A 16928-nucleotide genomic window follows, 5' to 3' on the forward strand; every position below is an offset into this window, starting at 1 on the left:
GGGCTTCCATCCTGTTGGCACACACCGTAGAAACACAGAATCTGACGACTCGTGGGGCTTCCACCCTGTTCGCACACACCGTCCAAACGGAAGGAGATTGTAATCAGCATAGAACCGACCGGCTAAGTAGCCACACGTCCAACAGCCGGCTATGCAACACCGCGAACTCGGAGACTCCGGCGTCGAGGCCAGCGAGGTCGCCTTCGGTGCGTGGGTCGTCGGCACGGACTGGTGGGGGGACCGCTCGGAGACGGAGGCCGTCGAGATGGTCCAGTACGCCCTAGACCAGGGGGTGAACTTCTTCGACACGGGCGACGTGTACGGCCACGGCCGCTCGGAGGAACTGATCGGCGAGGCGCTGGGCGAGCACCGCGAGGAGGTGACCGTCGCCACGAAGGTGGGGTACGACTTCTACAACAACCCACAGGCGGGTCACGGTGAGCTCCCGAAGGAGCTGGACCCGGAGTACATCCGCGAGGCCGTCGAGAAGAGTCTCGATCGGTTGGACATGGAGTACGTCGACGTGTTGTACCTCCACAACGCGAACGTCGACGAGGTGACGGACGAACTGTTGGAGACGCTGTACGACATGCGCGAGGACGGCTACTTCGACGCGCTCGGCTGGGCACTGGGACCGTCCATCGGTTGGCTGGCCGAGGGTGACCGCGCGGTGGAACTGGACTTCGACGTCGTCCAGACCGTGTTCAACATGTTCGAGCAGACGCCGGGCCAGCACTTCGTCGACACTATCCGCGAGGAGGGCGCCGACACGAGTCTGATCGCCCGTGTCCCGCACTCCTCGGGGCTGCTCAACGAACAGGTCACCCCGGAGACGGAGCTCGGCAAGGGTGACCACCGCGCACACCGTCCGAACGAGTGGTTCGAGACCGGCTGGGAGAAGCTGGAGGAGGTCCGATTCCTGGAACGCGACGGCGCCCGGACGATGGGGCAGGCGACGATCCAGTGGCTGTTGGGTCACGACGAAGTGGCGTCGGTCACGCCGACGTTCCGGGCACGTGCAGACGTCGACGAGTGGGCGGCAGCGCCGGAGACGCCGGCCCTGACGGACGAGGAGATGCGACGGGTCGGACGCCTGTACGCCGACAACTTCGGAATCGAGCGCGACGACGGGATGAGCGCGGAACAGTTCCGGTCGTCCGTCGACGGCGCGGACCTGCGCGATGCGGGCGTGCTGCCGGCCGAGGCCGCGGGGGACTGAACGCCACCGCGTCGTTTCGACGGGGCGAACCGCTCCGTCACCCGCCGCCGAGGCGGGAGGGTGACGCCGTCTCCGGGTCCGTCAACACCTCGAAGCGCGCCCCACCCCACTCGCTGTCTCCGACCGTCACCCGCCAGCCGTGGGCGGCGGCCACGTCCGCGACGATGGCGAGCCCGTAGCCCGTCCCCTCCTCTGCGGTGGTGTAGCCCCGCTCGAACACGGTCTCGCGCTCGTCGGGCGCCACGCCGGGGCCGTCGTCGGCGACGTAGAACCCCGGCTCCGACAGCGGCCCGACGACGACCCGGCTGCCGCCGTGATCGACGGCGTTGCGCAGGAGATTACCGAGCAGTTCACGCAGTCGGGACGGATCCGCAGAGACGGCCCCGACGCCGTCTCGAACGGTCAGCTCCTCTTCGGTGGTACTGGGCCACTCGGCGCGGGCGACGCCTGCAAGCTCCACCCGTTCCGTCTCGCCGACCGACCGGCCGTGACGCGCCAGCGACAGCAGGTCCTCGATCAGCGACTCCATCTGTTCGTGGGCGTCTAACGCCTGGTCCAGCCGGTCGGCGACGGAGTCCGTGGCGGCGTCTGCGGCCGCGAGCTCCACCTGGCCGGTGGCGACGTTCAACGGGTTCCGGAGGTCGTGGCTGACGACGGAGGCGAACTCCTCCAACCGCTCGTTCTGGCGTTGGAGCTGTGACTCGCGCCGGCGGAGCCGCGCCTGGCGGTCGGCAGCGTCCAGCGCCGCCTCGACGTTGGCGGCGAACACGCGCGCCAGCGACAGGTCCGACTCGTCGAACACGTTCTGCTCCGTCGCCGCGGCGACGAACACGCCGTGGTCGCCGAGCGGCAAGACGAGTTGACTCCGGATGGGGGTGGTCGCGATCGGCTCGGCGCCGTCACCGCCGCGGGTCGGCTCGCCGGCGGCGTACGCCTGCCACGCGAGACTCTCCGGACCCAGGTCCGGGACGGAGTCGTCGAAGACGGACCGCGCCTCGGCGGTGACGCCGACCGGGACGAGCCGCTCGGCGTCCGATGCGCGCAGGAACACGGCGTTGACCGTCATCCCGAGCACCTCGTGGGCGGTGTCCGTCGCAGTCGCCGCCACCGACGCCGTGTCGGTCGCCGTCATCAGCTCGCGGGCCGCCTCGTGGAGGCGGTCGAGCCGACGCTCTCGTTGGAGCCGGTCGAGGGCGACCGCGGCGTTCGTCCCGAGCAACCGGACCAGTTCGACGCCCGCCTCCTCGACGGTCGTCGCCTCCCGGGTGCCGGCCTGGAGGACGCCGTGGCCGCCGACGGGGACGGCGACCCCCGTCTCGACCGACCGGCGCCAGTCGCTCGCCTCTTGTGCCCGGATCGTCTCTTCGTCCGTGTACACGTCCCACAACGGGTGCGTCTGGCCGTACACCGGGAGGTCGTCGAACCGTTCTTCGACGGCGTCCGTCGTCGCTACGGGGACGAGCCGTCCCTCCTCCGCGAGGTGGACGCCGACGTGTGGGAGATCCAACACACTCTCGGCAGTGTCCACGACCGCCTCGCACAGCCCCGCACGGGTTCGCGCCGCCATCAGCGCCCGTGTCGCGGCGTACAGCGACTGGAGACGGTCGGGGTCTGCCGTCGCCGCGCCCGCACTGCCGGAGGTCACTGTCGGTGGTAGTGAGTCCCCCTGCTAAAAACTTCGCACACCGTCACCGGAACCTACACCCCGGTCGGTTACGCCAAGAAGACGTGGCGGGGTTGGTCGGCGAGGATCTCGCGGCCCCAGTCGACCGTGTCTCGGAAGTCGTCAGACCGGAAGAAGTTCATCGCGTCCTCGCGGGCGCGCCACTGGCTGGCGATGAACATGTCGTTCTCGTCTTCGTGGTTGACCAGCAGGTCCGTCTCGAAGTGACCGTCCATCTCGGCGAGCCGGTCGCCGACCGTGTCGAACCGGTCGACGAAGTCGCCACGGTGCTCCGGCTTCACCGTGTAGAACATCCCCATCGTGCCGAAGCCGGACTCCTCGCCCGCGCGGGCGACGACCCCCGGCAGGTCCGAGAGGAACCCCGCGGCCGTCTCGGCCGCGCTCGCGGTGTCCCAGATCGACACGACCGCAGATCGCGCCGTCTCCGTGCCGGCGTACACTGCCGTCTTGACGTGGGTGCCGTAGTGCTCGAAGTTGCCGCGCAGTCCCTCCACCTCGTCGAACAGCTCCTGGGTGTCCGCCTCCGAGTACAACACCGTAGCGAACACGTCCTCGCCGTGGGGTTTGCCGGCGTAGATGTCCAGGTCGTCTAACGCCTCGCGGATGTCGTCGCTGTCTGCGGTGTCGTCGCCGCCGCCGTCGCCGCCGGTGACACCCGGCGGCGGGCCGCCGCCGGTCTCCTCGGTCGCCGTCTCGTCCGTTTCGGCGTCCGCCTGCTCGTCTGCCGTCGGGACGGGCTCGCCGTCGAGGAACGCCCGCAGGTCACGCGGCGGGAACCGTCGTCCGAGGTAGAACTCGTCGAACTCGCCGTAGACGGCCGACGCCTCGTCGAACCGCATCTCGTAGACGATGTCTTTGATGTCCGTCGGGTCGTCGCCGAACAGGGTCACCCCCCACTCGTGCTCCTCGAAGCCGACGGAGGAGGCGATCACCTGTTGGATCTTCCCGGCGTACTCCCGACCCACGTCGCCGTGGTCGCTCATCAGCTCGGCCCGTTCCTCGAACGGGAGCTGGTACCAGTTCTGCTCCGGCTGTCGGCGCTTGCTCATCGGGTAGAAGGAGACGTAGCCGTCGTCTGGCACCTCCGGCTCCATCTTCGACTCGATGTACCGGGCCAGCCCCTCGTCGACCTCCGCGTCGTCGTCGAAGTAGCTGTCGTCGACGTAGCCGGACACCTCCGAGACGGAGACGTACGAGTCGGCCCGCTCCGTGTACTCGGCGAACGCCGTCTGCTCGAACCGGCGCTCGGCGGTGTTCAGCGCGTCCAGCGTCGGCCGGAAGTGGACGATCAGCAGGTCCGCCCCGTCACCGAGCACGCTGAACACGCCGGAGTCACCCGCCGGCGCGTCCGTCACCTGTTCGTGGCGTTCGAGGTACGCGACCCCCTCCTCGACCGCCTGTCCTCGTTCGCGCTCGGGTGCCCGTCGCCAGGCGTCCCAGTCCACGGTGCGGAAGTCGTGGAGGGCGAACCAGCCCTCCTCCGTCGGTGGCGCCTCGACCATACGTGCCCGTTGGGTGGTGAACCTCTTTCCCCTTTCCCTTCCGTCGCTGCCGTGTCCACGGTAAGTTCCCCTCGGCTGTCGTTGGAACCGAAAGCGGTATCTGACAGGCAGTGTAGGTTCCGAACGATGCAAGGAGTGGGTGCTCGGGCTTGGGGGGCCGTCACCGGGAGAACGCTGTCGGTCGAAGGGTATTTTGATGTAGCCACGAACACGATACACACACGGAACACGGAGTTGTTGGACTATGAGTGAAGACCCCCCGTCTGTGCTGGTCGTCGAGGACGAGGCCGACCTGGCGGATCTGTACGCGGCGTGGCTCGGCGGCGAGTACGACGTACAGACCGCCTACGGCGGCCACGAGGCCATCGAGCAGCTGAGCGAGGACATCGACGTGGTCCTGCTCGACCGACGGATGCCCGGCCTCTCGGGCGACGAGGTGTTGGTCGCCGTCCGCGACCGCGGGATCGACGCCCGGGTGGGGATGGTGACTGCGGTGGAACCGGACTTCGACATCGTCGAGATGGGGTTCGACGACTACCTCGTCAAGCCGGTCACGCGAGAGAACCTGATGGACACGGTCGACTCGTTGCTGCGTCGGTCGGAGTACGACACCGGTGTCCAGGAGCTGTACGCCGTCGCCTCGAAGAAGGCCGTCTTAGAGTCCGAGAAGGGCCAAGCCGCCCTAGAGGAGTCCGAGGAGTACACCGAGCTCCAGGCCCGCTACGACGAGCTCCAGGCGGAGTTGGACGAACAGATGGAGGAGTTCTCCGAACACGACGAGTTCGAACAGGCGTTCCGACAGTTCGACACGGACGACGACGGAGACGGCGACGACTTGGACTTCGGTCTGTAGCCGACCACACTCACTCTCGCGCCGCTCGGTGGCTGCGCGTTCGAGAGAGTTCGTTCGAGGGCCGCCCGCTCAGTAGTTGCGCGCGATCAGGTACTCCGCCAGGTCGTCCAACAACGCCCGCGGCTCGTTGTCCGGGAGCACCTCCAGCCCCGACCGGCCCTGTTCTGCCAGCTCCTGGGCGCGCGAGCGAGCGAACTCGATGCTGCCGACCTCCTCCAACACGCCGACGGCCTCCTCGATGGCGGTCTCCGTCACCTCCTCGGGCGTGTCCGCGTCCACGAGGTTGTCCACGTCGACGCCCTGTTGACGCGCGTGGAGCGTCACCATCGTCTCTTTCCCCTCGACGAGGTCGGAGCCGCGTTGTTTGCCGAGCTGTTCGGAGGGGGTGGTGAGGTCCAACAGGTCGTCCTGGATCTGGAACGCACGCCCCACGTCCGTGCCGTACTGGTGGAGCCCCTCGACGACCTCGTCGTCGGCGCCCATCAGGTTCGCGGGGATCGCCGCGCTGGCGCCGAACAACACCGCCGTCTTCAGTCGTACCATCTCCAGATACTCCTCCGGGCCGACGTCCGTCCGGTTCTCGTAGGCCACGTCCAACGACTGGCCCTCACAGATCCGGGTACACGTCGACGCCAGGAGGTGCATCGCGTCTACCTCGTTCGCCGGGTTCGCCCCCGTGTCCGAGATCATCTCGAACGCCTTCGAGTAGAGGGTGTCGCCCGCCAGGATCGCGGTCTCCGTGTCGTACTCCACGTGGACCGCCGGGACGCCGCGACGGAGGTCGTCCTGATCCATGATGTCGTCGTGGATCAGCGTGAACGACTGGATTACCTCGACGCTGACGGCCGCCCGCAGGAGGTCGAACTCCCAGTCGTCCAACGACGGGAACGACCGGTAGTCGACGCTGAACGGCTCCAGATCCGCGAGCGACTCGGCGACGAGCAGGGCGATCGTCGGCCTGAGCCGTTTGCCGCCCGCCTCGATGATGTATCGAGTCGCCTCGTAGAGCCGGTCCGGCTCCGCCATCGGGAGGTCCTCGTCGACGGCCTCGTTGACGAGTTGGCGCCGCTGCCGGACCGCGTCGAGCACCCGCTTCTCCATCGCGTCCTGGCTCATCGTCTCGTGGTCACTCGACCAGCGTGATCATATTACCGTTTCGCGTCACGTGCAGGTCTCGCCCCAGGGTGTACCCCTCGTTGCTGGCGAGATCGACGTACGGTGCGAATCCTTCCATGCTCTGGTGGGCCGGGACGACGTGGCGCGGCTGCAGCGCGTTCAACATCTCGTAGTGGCCCTCCTCGCGGAGGTGGCCGGAGACGTGGATGTCGTCGTAGATCCGGGCGCCCTGCATCTTCAGGAGGCGCTCGGACTGGTAGCGCTGGCCCTCGTTCGTCGGCTCCGGAATCACCCGTGCCGAGAACATCACCTTGTCCCCGTTGTCGAACTCGTAGGGCGTCTCGCCGCGACCCATCCGAGTGAGCATCGCGCGTGGCTCACCCTGGTGGCCGGTGACGATCGGGAGGTAGTCCTCCTTCCCCTCCTTCATGATTCGCTTGAACGTCCGGTCGACGGACTTCCGGTGGCCGTACATCCCGAGGTCGTCCGGGAACTCCACGAAGTCCAGCCGTTCTGCGGTGCCGCTGTACTTCTCCATCGACCGCCCCAGCAGGACCGGCTGGCGGCCGATGTCGTTGGCGAACTCCACGAGACTCCGCACCCGCGCGATGTGGCTGGAGAACGTCGTGGCGACGATTCCGCCGTCGTAGTCCTCCACCGAGTGGATCACGTCCTTCAGGTGGCTGCGCGCGACGGACTCGCTGGGTGTGCGTCCCTTCTTCCCCGCGTTCGTACAGTCCTCGATGTAACAGAGGACGCCCTCACCCTCGCGGCCGATCTCGCGGAACCGCTCCATGTCGATCGGGTCGCCGATCACCGGGTCGTGGTCCATCCGCTTGTCCAGCCCGTAGACGATCGACCCCTCCGGCGTGTGGACGACGGGGTTGATCGCGTCGATGATCGAGTGGGTGACGTTGACGAACTCCAGTTCCACCTGCTCGGAGTCGCCGAGCGCCATCGTGCCGCCCGCGCGCATCTTCACCAGGTCGTTGTCGACGTTGAACTTGTTCTCCGACTGGACCCGTTGTTTCACCAGTTCGATGGTGTACGGCGTGGCGACGATGGGTGCGTCGTAGCGGTGGGCCAGCTTCGAGATGGCGCCGATGTGGTCGAGGTGACCGTGCGTCGGCACGATGGCCTTCACGTTCCCCTCCAGCTCCGACATCACTCTGTCGTCCGGGATGGCCCCCATGTCGATGAGGTCCAGACTGTGCATCTTCTCGGTCTCGACGTTGTCGTGGATCAGGACCTGTGAGAGGTTGAGGCCCATGTCGAACACGACCACGTCTTCGCCTGCTCTGACCGCCGTCATCTGTCGACCGACAGCTTCGTAGCCGCCGATCGTCGCAATTTCGATCTCCATAGTGGTTGCGTTTGCGTCGTTGCGAGCGTCCGAATCCCCGCCGTCGGGGTCTGCTCGTACTGAAACCGCCCGGGAACACGGGCGACTGGAGACCCCGGCGTCTTGCAGCGCGTCGGCCCCGTCCCCGCTGTACGCGACCGGCCACACTACACCGGCCCGTAGTGTCCCGCGGGCTGTGTCGTCTCAACCTCTGTCGGCCAGGGTCAAAATACTGCGGGTTCCGTCGCCGATCGGTCACACCCCCTCGGCCACCCGCCTCACCGTTCGTCCGTGCCGTCGAGGTGGGCTACAGCCGGTTCAGCGCCGTCTGTGGCGGCACGATCCACTCCGGTCCCGACTCCGTCACCCGGACCATCTCCTCTTGCCCGACGTACCCCCACTCCGTCTCGACGCCCAGCTCCAGCGTGTAGATCTCCCCCGCCCGCACCTCGCCACGAGGAGCGTCGCCGTACCGCTCCCACTCCGGACCCAGCAGCGTCCCGCCGTCGTGAGCGACCCGGCCGACCTGGTGACCGAAGGCGTGTTGGAACGCCGGGTGGCCACGGTCGATCAGCGTCTCGCGGGCCGCCGCGTCCACCTCGTGGCCGGGGACGCCGGCCGCCAGCCGCTCGTGGCCGGCGTCGATCGCTGCCCGCACGTCCTCGAAGACGGACTCCAGCCCCGGTGACGGCTCGCCGCGCACCCACAGCCGTTGGAGGTCCGCCGCGTAGCCGTCCTGTCGGACGCCGAAGTCGACGTGAAACAGCTCCCCCTGGCCCAGCGTGTGGTCGCCCGGCAGCGTGTGCCCCACGTCGCTTTCACCCCCGAGGTGGACCGTCGGGCAGTAGTCCCACGCCCAAGCCGTCCCGAGGTCGCGGGCGCGGAGTCGGTCGTGGAGGTCGGCGACGATCTCGCGTTCCGTCGTCTCGGGCGTCCACGCCGTCGCGGCCGTCCCGAGCAGATCGACGGTCGTCTCGGCGGCCGCACGGATCCGGTCGAGCTCCGTCGCCGACTTGAGCCCCCGCACCCGGCGGACGACCTCGCCGGCGGAGACGAACTCTCGCTCGGGGAGCAGGTCCTGGAGCCGGCGGTACAGCCCCACGGTCAGCCCGTCTGCGGCGCTGTCGTCGCGGTCGTAGTTCACCGCGACCGTCTCCGCACCGATCTCGGCCAGCGTCTCCCGCAGCGCCGTCTCCATCGACTCGTCGTACGGCCGCACCTCGTGGACGTCCAGCCGCTCGGCGTTCGGAGCGTCGTGACGGCCCAAGACGACCGTCGACTCGTCCGGGCCGACGACGACCGCCGTCGGCCACACTACGTCGAACCCCAAGACGTACGGCAGCGTCGGCTCGGCCGTCTCGTCCGTCTCCCGACAGAAGACGAGCCAGGCGTCACAGTCCCCCTCGGCGACGGCCCGTCGAGCCTGCTCGACCTTCTCTCCGATCAGCGCCGTGTCCAGTGTCACGCTCGCCGCGACGGCCGGTGGCGACAAAGGCGTTCGGTCGGTCGTGACCGGGGGCGACGGGACTGTCTGGTCACTCGCCGCCGTCGTCCACCAGTTCGTCCAGAATCGGCCGGACCTTCGGCTGGAGCTCCGCCCACTCGTCGTCCGGGTCGCTGTCGGCGACGATGCCGTTGCCGGCGAACAACGTCGCCGCGGTGCCGTCGGCCAGCCCCGACCGGATTCCGACCGCGAACTCCCCGTCGCCGTCGGCGTCGAACCACCCGACCGGGGAGGCATACCACCCGCGGTCGAACGTCTCCGTCTCCCGGATCGTCGCCAGCGCACGGGCCAACGGGAGCCCGCCGACGGCCGGCGTCGGGTGGAGCGCCTCGACCAACTCCAGAACGTGCGTGTCGCCGTCCAACGTCGCCGTTATCGGTGTTTGGAGGTGTTGGATATTCGTCAGCTTCCGCACCCCGCGGTCGCCGACGGTCACGTCGCCGTACGCCGACAGCTGGTCGTGGATCGTGTCGGCGACGAGCCCCTGTTCGTGTCTGATCTTCTCGCTGTCCAACAGGGCCCGGGCGTGGTCGGCGTCCTCCTCGGGCGTCTCCCCGCGGGGCATCGACCCCGCGAGCGCCTCCGTCCGGACCCGTCTGCCGTGGCGTTCGACGAGTCGCTCCGGCGGCGGACCGAAGAAGGCGCCGCCGTCGGCCGGCTGGACCAGGAACCGGTAGCAGTCCGGGTAGGTGCGCCGGAGTCGCTCCAACACGGCCGGCACGGACACCCGATCGTCCAACTCCAGCGACAGCGCCGTCGCCAACACGACCTTCAGGAGGTCGCCGTCGGCGATGCGGTCGGTGGCGTCACGCACCTGCCGTACCCAGTTCTCGCGGTCGGTGAGCCACCGCCGAGCGGCCACGCCCGGCGGGCCACCGCTGGACTGCATCATCGGCAGCGTCGACAGTCGCCTCTCCGCCTCGTCTAACCGGCGCTCGACGGTCGTCGCCGAGGCGTCCGGGCCGCAGGCGGTGGCAGTCAGGTGTGTCGTGTCGTCACCGCGCGTCAACTGGACGGCCGGCAGGACGAACCGGGCGGCGGGGAACCCCTCCCACGGCGGCACCGGCTCGTGGTCGCCGTCGAACGACAGCCCACCGACCGCCCGCGGCCGGGTGACCGCCGGACCCTCGTGGTCGAACTCGTCGAACAGCCGTCGGGCGGCCGCCCGGAGGTCGTCGAACCGGTTCGAGCCCGTCGCCGTCAGCGTCGCCGTCGCACCGCTGCCGGCCAGCTCCAGTCCCGTGGGAGAAGCCCAGTGCACCCGTGGCGGCTCGTTGTCCGCCAGAAACGCCGGGAACGACACGTCCGCCACCGGCCGGCTACGGCTCACGAGTCGGCCCACCTGGGACGACTCCTCTGCCGACTCGCCTTCCGGCGTGTTCATCGAGCGTTCTTGGGGAGGGTCCGTCTTGAGACTGTCCTTCCCGACGAGCAGTCGACAGGACACTTGCCTCTCGGGCGCCTACGGGGGTGCGTGGCAGACGAGACACTCGAACCCGGCGTGGACCTGTCCGGACGCGACCTCCGGGACCGACGGCTGACCGGCGCACCACTACGAGACGCCGACCTCTCGGAGGCCACCCTCGCGGACGCGACGCTGGGTGACGCCGACCTCCGGGGCGCCGACCTCTCGGGGGCGGACCTGACCCGTGTCGACTGTGCCGGGTTCCTCGCGGACGCCGACCTCTCCCGGGCGACGCTCGTCGGCGCCGACCTCCGTGGGGCCGACCTGTCGGACGCCGACCTCGCCGAGGCCGACCTCCGGCGGGCGGACCTCCGAGAGACGGACCTCTCCCGGGTGAACGCCGCCGGTGCCGACCTCACGGACGCTCGACTCGACGGCGCGACCGGCAGAGAGGCGTCGTTCGCAGACGCCGACCTGACGGGCGCGAGCGCCGTCGACGCCGGGCTCGTGTACACCGTGTTCGCGGACGCGACACTCCGAGAGGCGGACCTGTCGGGGGCAGACCTGCTGGCGGCGACGCTGCCGGGGGCGGACGCGACTCGGGCGTCGTTCGTGGACGCCGACTGCTCGGAGCTTCTGGCCGGCGACGCCGACCTCACACACGCCGACCTGACGGACGCCACGCTCACCGGGGTCGACCTCTCGGCCGCGACCACCCGTGGCGCGACGCTCCCGCCCGGCGTCGACGAGTGACCCGGGTCGGGTCGCGTCACAGTCCGAAAGACCGTCGTCACTCCGGTCCGTAGCCCGGGCGTGCCACCGACACGACCGACGCCCGGGAGCGACCCCGACCCGGCGCTGTACGACAGTCTCGACGGCCAGGTCGCGCTCGTCACGGGCGCGAACCGTGGAATCGGCGCCGAGATCGCCGGCCAACTGCGCGATCTCGGCGCGACCGTGTACGCCGGCGCCCGGAGCGTCACCGCCGACGTGCCCGACGGCTGTGAGTCCGTCCCGCTCGACGTGACCCAGGAGGGAGACGTCGAGGCGGCGATCACGACCGTCGGCGAGGAGGCCGGCCGGCTGGACGTGCTCGTCAACAACGCCGGCGTCGGCCAGTTCGACGACCAGCTCCACGAGGAACCGACCCCGACGATCGACCGGACGCTGTCGGTCAACCTCCGCGGGCCGACGCTGCTGTCGAAGTACGCGCTGCCGCCGTTGCTGGAGCGTGACGGCGGTCGGATCGTCAACGTCTCGTCGGGAATGGGCGCCATCGGAGAAGACCAGTCCGGCGGCTCACCCAGCTACCGCATCTCGAAGACCGGTCTCAACGGGCTCACGGCGTACCTCCACGGGGAGTACGCGGCCGACGGCCTCCTCGCCAACGCCGCCTGTCCGGGCTGGGTCGCCACGGAGATGGGCGGCGAGGACGCCCCGCGAAGCCCCGCAGCGGGCGCCGAGACCCCCGTCTGGCTGGCGCGGCTCCGGCCGGAGACGGTCGGTGGCGGGCTCTGGCGCGACCGCCAGCCGGTGGAGTGGTGACTCGTGTCTGATCTAAATACCGACACACTCATTTTATCATGCGCAATTAGGATTCTAGAGCCGTGACCTCCCCCACTGTCCCCCCGGTCCGGCGGTTCTCCGACGACGCGGAGGTGGCCGGCTTCGTCGTCGTCGGCTACCTCGCGGGTGCCCGAGAGGCGAGCCAGACGTTCGCCGACCGCCTCGAACGCCAGTTGGCGACGGTCGGAATCGAACAGCCGACGGCCGACGACTGGTACCCGGCGACGCCGCTCCAGACCGCGATGTTCGAGACCGCAGACGCCGTCGGCGCGGAGACGCTGTCGCGTGCCGGCCGCCAGACGGTCGCGCTCGTCGACCTCCCGCCGGACGTGCGGAGGCCACGGGACGTGTTGTTCGAGTTGGACGACGTGTACGACCGCGCCCACCGCGGCGACGGGTCGGAACTAGACGAGTACGACGTTCCGCACGTCGCCGACGGGGAGGCCGTCGTCGACTGCGTGCAGATGCCGTACCCCGCGTCGCTCGTCTGTGGCGCGCTGTCCGGCGCCGTCGACCGCGTCAGCTCCGGCGAGACGACCGTCGGTGTCGAGCAGTCGGAGCCCGAGCCGGGCCGACTCCGGTTCGAACTGTCGTGGGACTGATTGTCGGCCCAGACGGCTCCACAACGCTTAGGCTCGCGGGGGGTGGAGACTGTGGGCGTGGACACACTGTTCGTCGCCACCGACGTGTACGCACCCCCGGCGGACGTGTACGAGTTCCTCCTGGAGTTCCCTCGGTACGACCAGTACACGGAGTACTTAGACGAGGTGACGAGGACGGCCGGCGACGGTGGCCCGGAGAGCCACTACTCGCTGGCGTTCTCCTGGTGGAAACTGTCGTACACCGCCCACTCGAAGGTGACCGACACGACGCCGCCGAACCGGATCGACTGGGCCGTCACCGAGGACATCGACGCCGAGGGGTGTTGGCGGATCGAACGGCGAGAGCTCCCGTCGGACGCACCACCCGACGCGGAACACGCCTGTCGCGTGTTCATGGAGGTCCGGTTCGACCCGAACTCCGCGAGCCCGGACGCCGTGTCGCTCCCGTTGACCGTCTCGTTCAGCTGGGTGTTGGACCGGCTGACGGGGCTCGTCGAAGAGGAGGCGACGCGGGTCGTCCGGCGGGCCGTGACGGACCTGGAGGGCCGCGAACGCGACGTATCACTGGACGTCGAGGTCGACTCCGAAGCGATCTGAGCCGTGCGGACTGTGGGTTTCGAAAGCACTAATCCCTCGCAGAGCCTGGTACGCCTATTGTGAGTCACCAGCTGCCCGACGTACAGGCCACACGGCCGGACGTGGCCGTCGGTCTGAGTCAGGTTGGGGTCACCGACGTGGAGAAGCTCGTGAAGATCGACCGCGAGGACGAGCGCCCGTGGATCTTTATGGCCGAGTTCTCCGTCTTCGTGGACCTGCCGAGCGGTCGGAAGGGAATCGACATGAGCCGCAACATGGAGGTGATCGACGAGGTGTTGGAGGCTGCCGTCTCCGGCGAGACCGACCGGATCGAGGACGTGTGTGGTGACGCCGCGGAGCGGCTGATCGCCAAGCACGACTACACCACCGTCGCGGAAGTGGAGATGACGGCCGACTTCGTCACCCACGAGGACACCCCTGCGAGCGAACGGCCGACACAGAGCACCGCGACCGTGATCGCCTCCGCCACCGCAACCGAGGAGGGGACCCGCGAGGAGATCGGCGCCGAGGTCACCGGCATGACCGTCTGTCCGTGCTCACAGGGGATGTCCGAGGCCCGCGCCCGCGAACAGCTCCGCCAGCTCGGTGTCGACGACGACACCGTCGAGGCGTTCTTGGACGAGGTGCCCCAGCCGGGCCACTCCCAGCGGGGGCACGCCACCCTCACCGTCGAGGACGACGGCTCACCGGAGGTGGACCTGTTCGACGTGATCGACATCGCCCGGGACTCGATGAGCGCGCGGATCTACAACTACGCCAAACGTCCGGACGAGGACTACATGACGTACAACGCACACGCCGACGCGAAGTTCGTCGAGGACTGTGTGCGCTCGCTGGCCGAGCAGACTGTCGCGGAGTTCGACCACCTGGGCGACGACGCCGTCGTCCACATGCGCCAGTCCAACGACGAGTCGATCCACCAACACAACGCCCACGCCGAGCGCGAGGTCCAGATGGGCCGGCTCCGCGAGGAGATGAACGGGGAACACCCGGGCGAGAACCCACAGCGCAACGCCGCGAGTGACCCGCGAACGAACGGGGAGTAGTCGCCCAGCGTTCTACGGGGTCGTGTTGGCTGTCGTCGGGTCGCCGTCCTCAATCCGCTCGGCTTCGTACAGCGTCAGAAAGTCGCTAACGAGGTACTGAACGTAGTACCGCTGGTGTCGGTGCTTGGCGTCGCGGAACACACGGTACGAGAAGAGACCGACAGACGTCGCCACTGCCATGATGATCTCTGGAGGGAATCCCGCAGAGCTGATGTACGTCTGGTAGGCGACGGTCTTCTGCGTGACCTCTAACACCCGAAGAAAGGAGTAGCCGTAGTACAGGCCACCGAGCAGGAGCGAGACGAGCCACATACTTCTGTGAACCGCCTCGGGGTCAAGTGATTCGAGACGCCGGAGGCGTCTCGTCATCCCGGAAATCGGAGATTTCCGGAGACCCCGAGGCACTCGCCTTGAGCCTCTGTAGACATCAAACCTCCTGATTCCGCTTCGAATCATCGTCGGCTAGTGATTATCTCACACTCTTGTATTTTGCTGAATAGCTATTTTCCGGTCAAAAACGTAGCTTTTTATACTGGAGAGGCAAATGGTCACACGAGATGGAGGGAACCGGTTCGTGACGGGGCTCAAGAACGAGGCGAGCATCGTGCTCGGGAAGACACTCGACTACATGCCGTTCCTCCTGTTGGCTGCGGTCGGTATCGCCCTGTTCACCGACCAGACAGACAAGGCGGCTACGTTCTGGGTTCTGTTCGCCCCGGCAGTGTTAGCGTTCCTCTTTGCCGTCGTGGTGTACGTTAAGCGAGAGTTCGTGCAGGAGTAGCTACCCCAGTCCGAAGGAGAACGCCTCCGCCTCCGACCACCGTTCCTCGAACCGTTCGCGCACGTCCGCCGCGAACTCCCTGTCTTTCAGGTCGATCGTGGCGAAGGTGCTGTTCGTCTCGACGGGGTTGGGCACCTCCAGACAGGTCTCGTCGTCGTCGATCAGGGTGACGGTCCCCTGGACCTCCGGGTGGGTCCGCACCTCGAAGCGGTCGTGATCCGCGAGCCCGTCGGCGTAGCGCTGGCCCACCTTCGGCGACAGCTGCGGCGGGACGGAGTCGGCCAACAACACGGACACCGTCACGCCGCGGTCGGCCGCGGCCGCGAGTTCCTCCGTGATCGCCGTCCCGATGTCACCCAGTTCGAGCCCGGAGGTGGTGGTCGACGAGATCACGACGATCCGGTCTTCGGCGGCCGACAGCCGTTCCAGGAGGAGCTCCGCCGTCTCCGACGGACCGACGGCCGCGGTCCAGAACTGCTCGTCTGTCGGCTCGCCCGACTCCAACTCCGTCGCCAGCTCCTCGACGGCCGCCTCGTACTGGCGTTCCCGTTGTTGGAGGTCCCGGCGTTTCTCCTCCAACAGTCGGTCCAGCGCCGTCTCCGGCTCGACGGCGACGTACTTCTTCGGACGACTGGCCGCCTGGCTCCGAGCGAGCCGGTGTTGCTCCAAGCTATTGAGCACGTCGTAGATCCGGCCCATCGGGACCCCGCTTTCTTCCGACAGCTCCTTGGCCGTCGTCGGGCCCGACTCCAACAGGCTCCGGTAGGCCCGCGCCTCGTACTTCGACAGTCCGACGTCGCGCAGGTCGGCCATACCCCGAGGGTGTCTGTGCAGGGACAAAAACGAACCGTGTGCGGGCGGGGTTCGTTGATCGACGGGTGTCTGGTTTGGCCTGATGCCCTCCGATCAAATCGGACCGCAGATGCCTTCGTCTGCCTCGTTGCCTTCGGTAATAGTCGTGTCGAGAACCTCACCGTAGTCTGTCGGAGCGAAAGACCAGGAGACGGCTCCAGAGCTTTTCACACTGAAGCCCTTGTACTCAAGACCGTTCCAAGTGTGGTGGTAACGGCTCTGGACTGCCCTCTCTTGACTGGTGTCCAAGAGTTGCATCTTCGTCCCGACCGAATTGCCCGTGATGTCACACCCGTTCAGGCAGGCAGCCTCGTCGTCAAACTTGAAGTCGACACCAGAGAGGGTGAAAGAGCTGAACGAGATGTTCGGAGCGTTGTCGACATACTGCGTGTCTTCCTCCGTTCGATAGTGGCTGTCATTCCACGACAGTGTGATTCGGTCCTCCTTGTCGGACCCCACCGTAATAAAGGACGACGGGTCGAGGTCGAACGTGTAGTCGATGTAGGCGTAGCTCTGTCCGTCGTTACAGTCCAGTTGATACGTTAGCGTTGTATCAATTGTGAGTGCGTCAGCGTAGAATCGCTGCGCTCCTGCCTCGTCAGACGAAGTGTTGGGACTGTATCCGAGTGACTCGGAACGAGTCTTCACCGAGGTCGTGTGTCTTCGGAGGTAGTCGACGAACTTCTCACGACTGCTCGTCTTCGAACGGATTCGCCGAGCCTGTGCGTAGATCTCGTCGAACGTCCGCTCTGCCGAGCCGAGCACTGCTGTTCCACTGAGGTCGAACGCTGCTGCGCCAGTCTGCAGCAGTCGTCTCCTCCCGTTTGTATTTTTCTGCTGTGACACAGTGCTCCACTCT

The 16928-nt window shown here is 67.6% G+C and carries 17 protein-coding genes; 8 read left to right on the forward strand and 9 right to left on the reverse strand.

Features of this window, described 5'->3' with window-relative positions; translation table 11 throughout:
* The first annotated feature begins 151 nt into the window (after positions 1-151).
* Complete coding sequence (locus RYH79_RS12820; protein ID WP_370899730.1) at positions 152-1219, forward strand: aldo/keto reductase; 1068 nt, start codon at positions 152-154, stop codon at positions 1217-1219.
* 37 nt (positions 1220-1256) lie between these two features.
* Here RYH79_RS12820 and RYH79_RS12825 read toward each other — a convergent pair whose 3' ends face one another.
* Positions 1257-2864, reverse strand: coding sequence for a sensor histidine kinase (locus RYH79_RS12825; protein WP_370899732.1), 1608 nt, complete (start codon positions 2862-2864; stop codon positions 1257-1259).
* Positions 2865-2932: 68 nt separating this feature from the next.
* Positions 2933-4405: a heme-binding protein gene (locus RYH79_RS12830; protein WP_370899734.1), complete on the reverse strand. Its 1473-nt coding sequence runs from the start codon at positions 4403-4405 to the stop codon at positions 2933-2935.
* A gap of 244 nt (positions 4406-4649) precedes the next feature.
* On the opposite strand from RYH79_RS12830, the gene RYH79_RS12835 reads away from it, so the two are divergent.
* Positions 4650-5258 carry a HalX domain-containing protein gene (locus tag RYH79_RS12835; protein ID WP_370899736.1) on the forward strand — a complete coding sequence of 203 codons (609 nt, stop codon included), beginning with the start codon at positions 4650-4652 and terminating at the stop codon, positions 5256-5258.
* Between the two features lie 69 nt (positions 5259-5327).
* On the opposite strand, the gene idsA3 is transcribed toward RYH79_RS12835, so the two are convergent.
* From idsA3 to RYH79_RS12855, 4 genes are all read right to left on the reverse strand, one after another.
* Complete coding sequence (gene idsA3 / locus RYH79_RS12840; protein ID WP_370899738.1) at positions 5328-6374, reverse strand: geranylfarnesyl diphosphate synthase; 1047 nt, start codon at positions 6372-6374, stop codon at positions 5328-5330.
* A 10-nt stretch (positions 6375-6384) separates the two neighbouring features.
* A complete protein-coding gene (locus RYH79_RS12845) occupies positions 6385-7737 on the reverse strand; it encodes an RNase J family beta-CASP ribonuclease (RefSeq protein WP_370899740.1) in 1353 nt (450 codons plus the stop codon).
* Positions 7738-8023: 286 nt separating this feature from the next.
* A complete protein-coding gene (locus RYH79_RS12850; RefSeq protein WP_370899742.1) occupies positions 8024-9181 on the reverse strand; it encodes a M24 family metallopeptidase in 1158 nt (385 codons plus the stop codon).
* Positions 9182-9251: 70 nt separating this feature from the next.
* Positions 9252-10604, reverse strand: a complete 1353-nt coding sequence (locus RYH79_RS12855) for an isochorismate synthase (protein WP_370899744.1) — start codon at positions 10602-10604, stop codon at positions 9252-9254.
* A gap of 90 nt (positions 10605-10694) precedes the next feature.
* On the opposite strand from RYH79_RS12855, the gene RYH79_RS12860 reads away from it, so the two are divergent.
* From RYH79_RS12860 to mptA, 5 genes are all read left to right on the forward strand, one after another.
* Positions 10695-11378, forward strand: coding sequence for a pentapeptide repeat-containing protein (locus tag RYH79_RS12860; RefSeq protein WP_370899746.1), 684 nt, complete (start codon positions 10695-10697; stop codon positions 11376-11378).
* 60 nt (positions 11379-11438) lie between these two features.
* Positions 11439-12170: an SDR family NAD(P)-dependent oxidoreductase gene (locus tag RYH79_RS12865; protein WP_370899748.1), complete on the forward strand. Its 732-nt coding sequence runs from the start codon at positions 11439-11441 to the stop codon at positions 12168-12170.
* A 62-nt stretch (positions 12171-12232) separates the two neighbouring features.
* On the forward strand, positions 12233-12793 hold the full coding sequence (locus RYH79_RS12870; RefSeq protein ID WP_370899749.1) for a hypothetical protein: 561 nt from the start codon (positions 12233-12235) through the stop codon (positions 12791-12793).
* Between the two features lie 57 nt (positions 12794-12850).
* Positions 12851-13390, forward strand: a complete 540-nt coding sequence (locus RYH79_RS12875) for an SRPBCC family protein (RefSeq protein ID WP_370899751.1) — start codon at positions 12851-12853, stop codon at positions 13388-13390.
* A gap of 59 nt (positions 13391-13449) precedes the next feature.
* Complete coding sequence (gene mptA / locus RYH79_RS12880) at positions 13450-14436, forward strand: GTP cyclohydrolase MptA (protein WP_370899753.1); 987 nt, start codon at positions 13450-13452, stop codon at positions 14434-14436.
* A 12-nt stretch (positions 14437-14448) separates the two neighbouring features.
* Here mptA and RYH79_RS12885 read toward each other — a convergent pair whose 3' ends face one another.
* On the reverse strand, positions 14449-14892 hold the full coding sequence (locus RYH79_RS12885) for a hypothetical protein (RefSeq protein ID WP_370899755.1): 444 nt from the start codon (positions 14890-14892) through the stop codon (positions 14449-14451).
* Positions 14893-15010: 118 nt separating this feature from the next.
* Here RYH79_RS12885 and RYH79_RS12890 point away from each other — a divergent pair, with 118 nt between their 5' ends.
* Positions 15011-15217, forward strand: coding sequence for a hypothetical protein (locus RYH79_RS12890; RefSeq protein WP_370899757.1), 207 nt, complete (start codon positions 15011-15013; stop codon positions 15215-15217).
* Here RYH79_RS12890 and RYH79_RS12895 read toward each other — a convergent pair whose 3' ends face one another.
* A complete protein-coding gene (locus RYH79_RS12895) occupies positions 15218-16030 on the reverse strand; it encodes a TrmB family transcriptional regulator (RefSeq protein ID WP_370899759.1) in 813 nt (270 codons plus the stop codon).
* A 93-nt stretch (positions 16031-16123) separates the two neighbouring features.
* Complete coding sequence (locus RYH79_RS12900; RefSeq protein ID WP_370899761.1) at positions 16124-16915, reverse strand: hypothetical protein; 792 nt, start codon at positions 16913-16915, stop codon at positions 16124-16126.
* Positions 16916-16928 lie beyond the last annotated feature (13 nt).

The organism is Halobaculum sp. MBLA0143, from assembly GCF_041361465.1.
Classification (GTDB): domain Archaea; phylum Halobacteriota; class Halobacteria; order Halobacteriales; family Haloferacaceae; genus JAHENP01.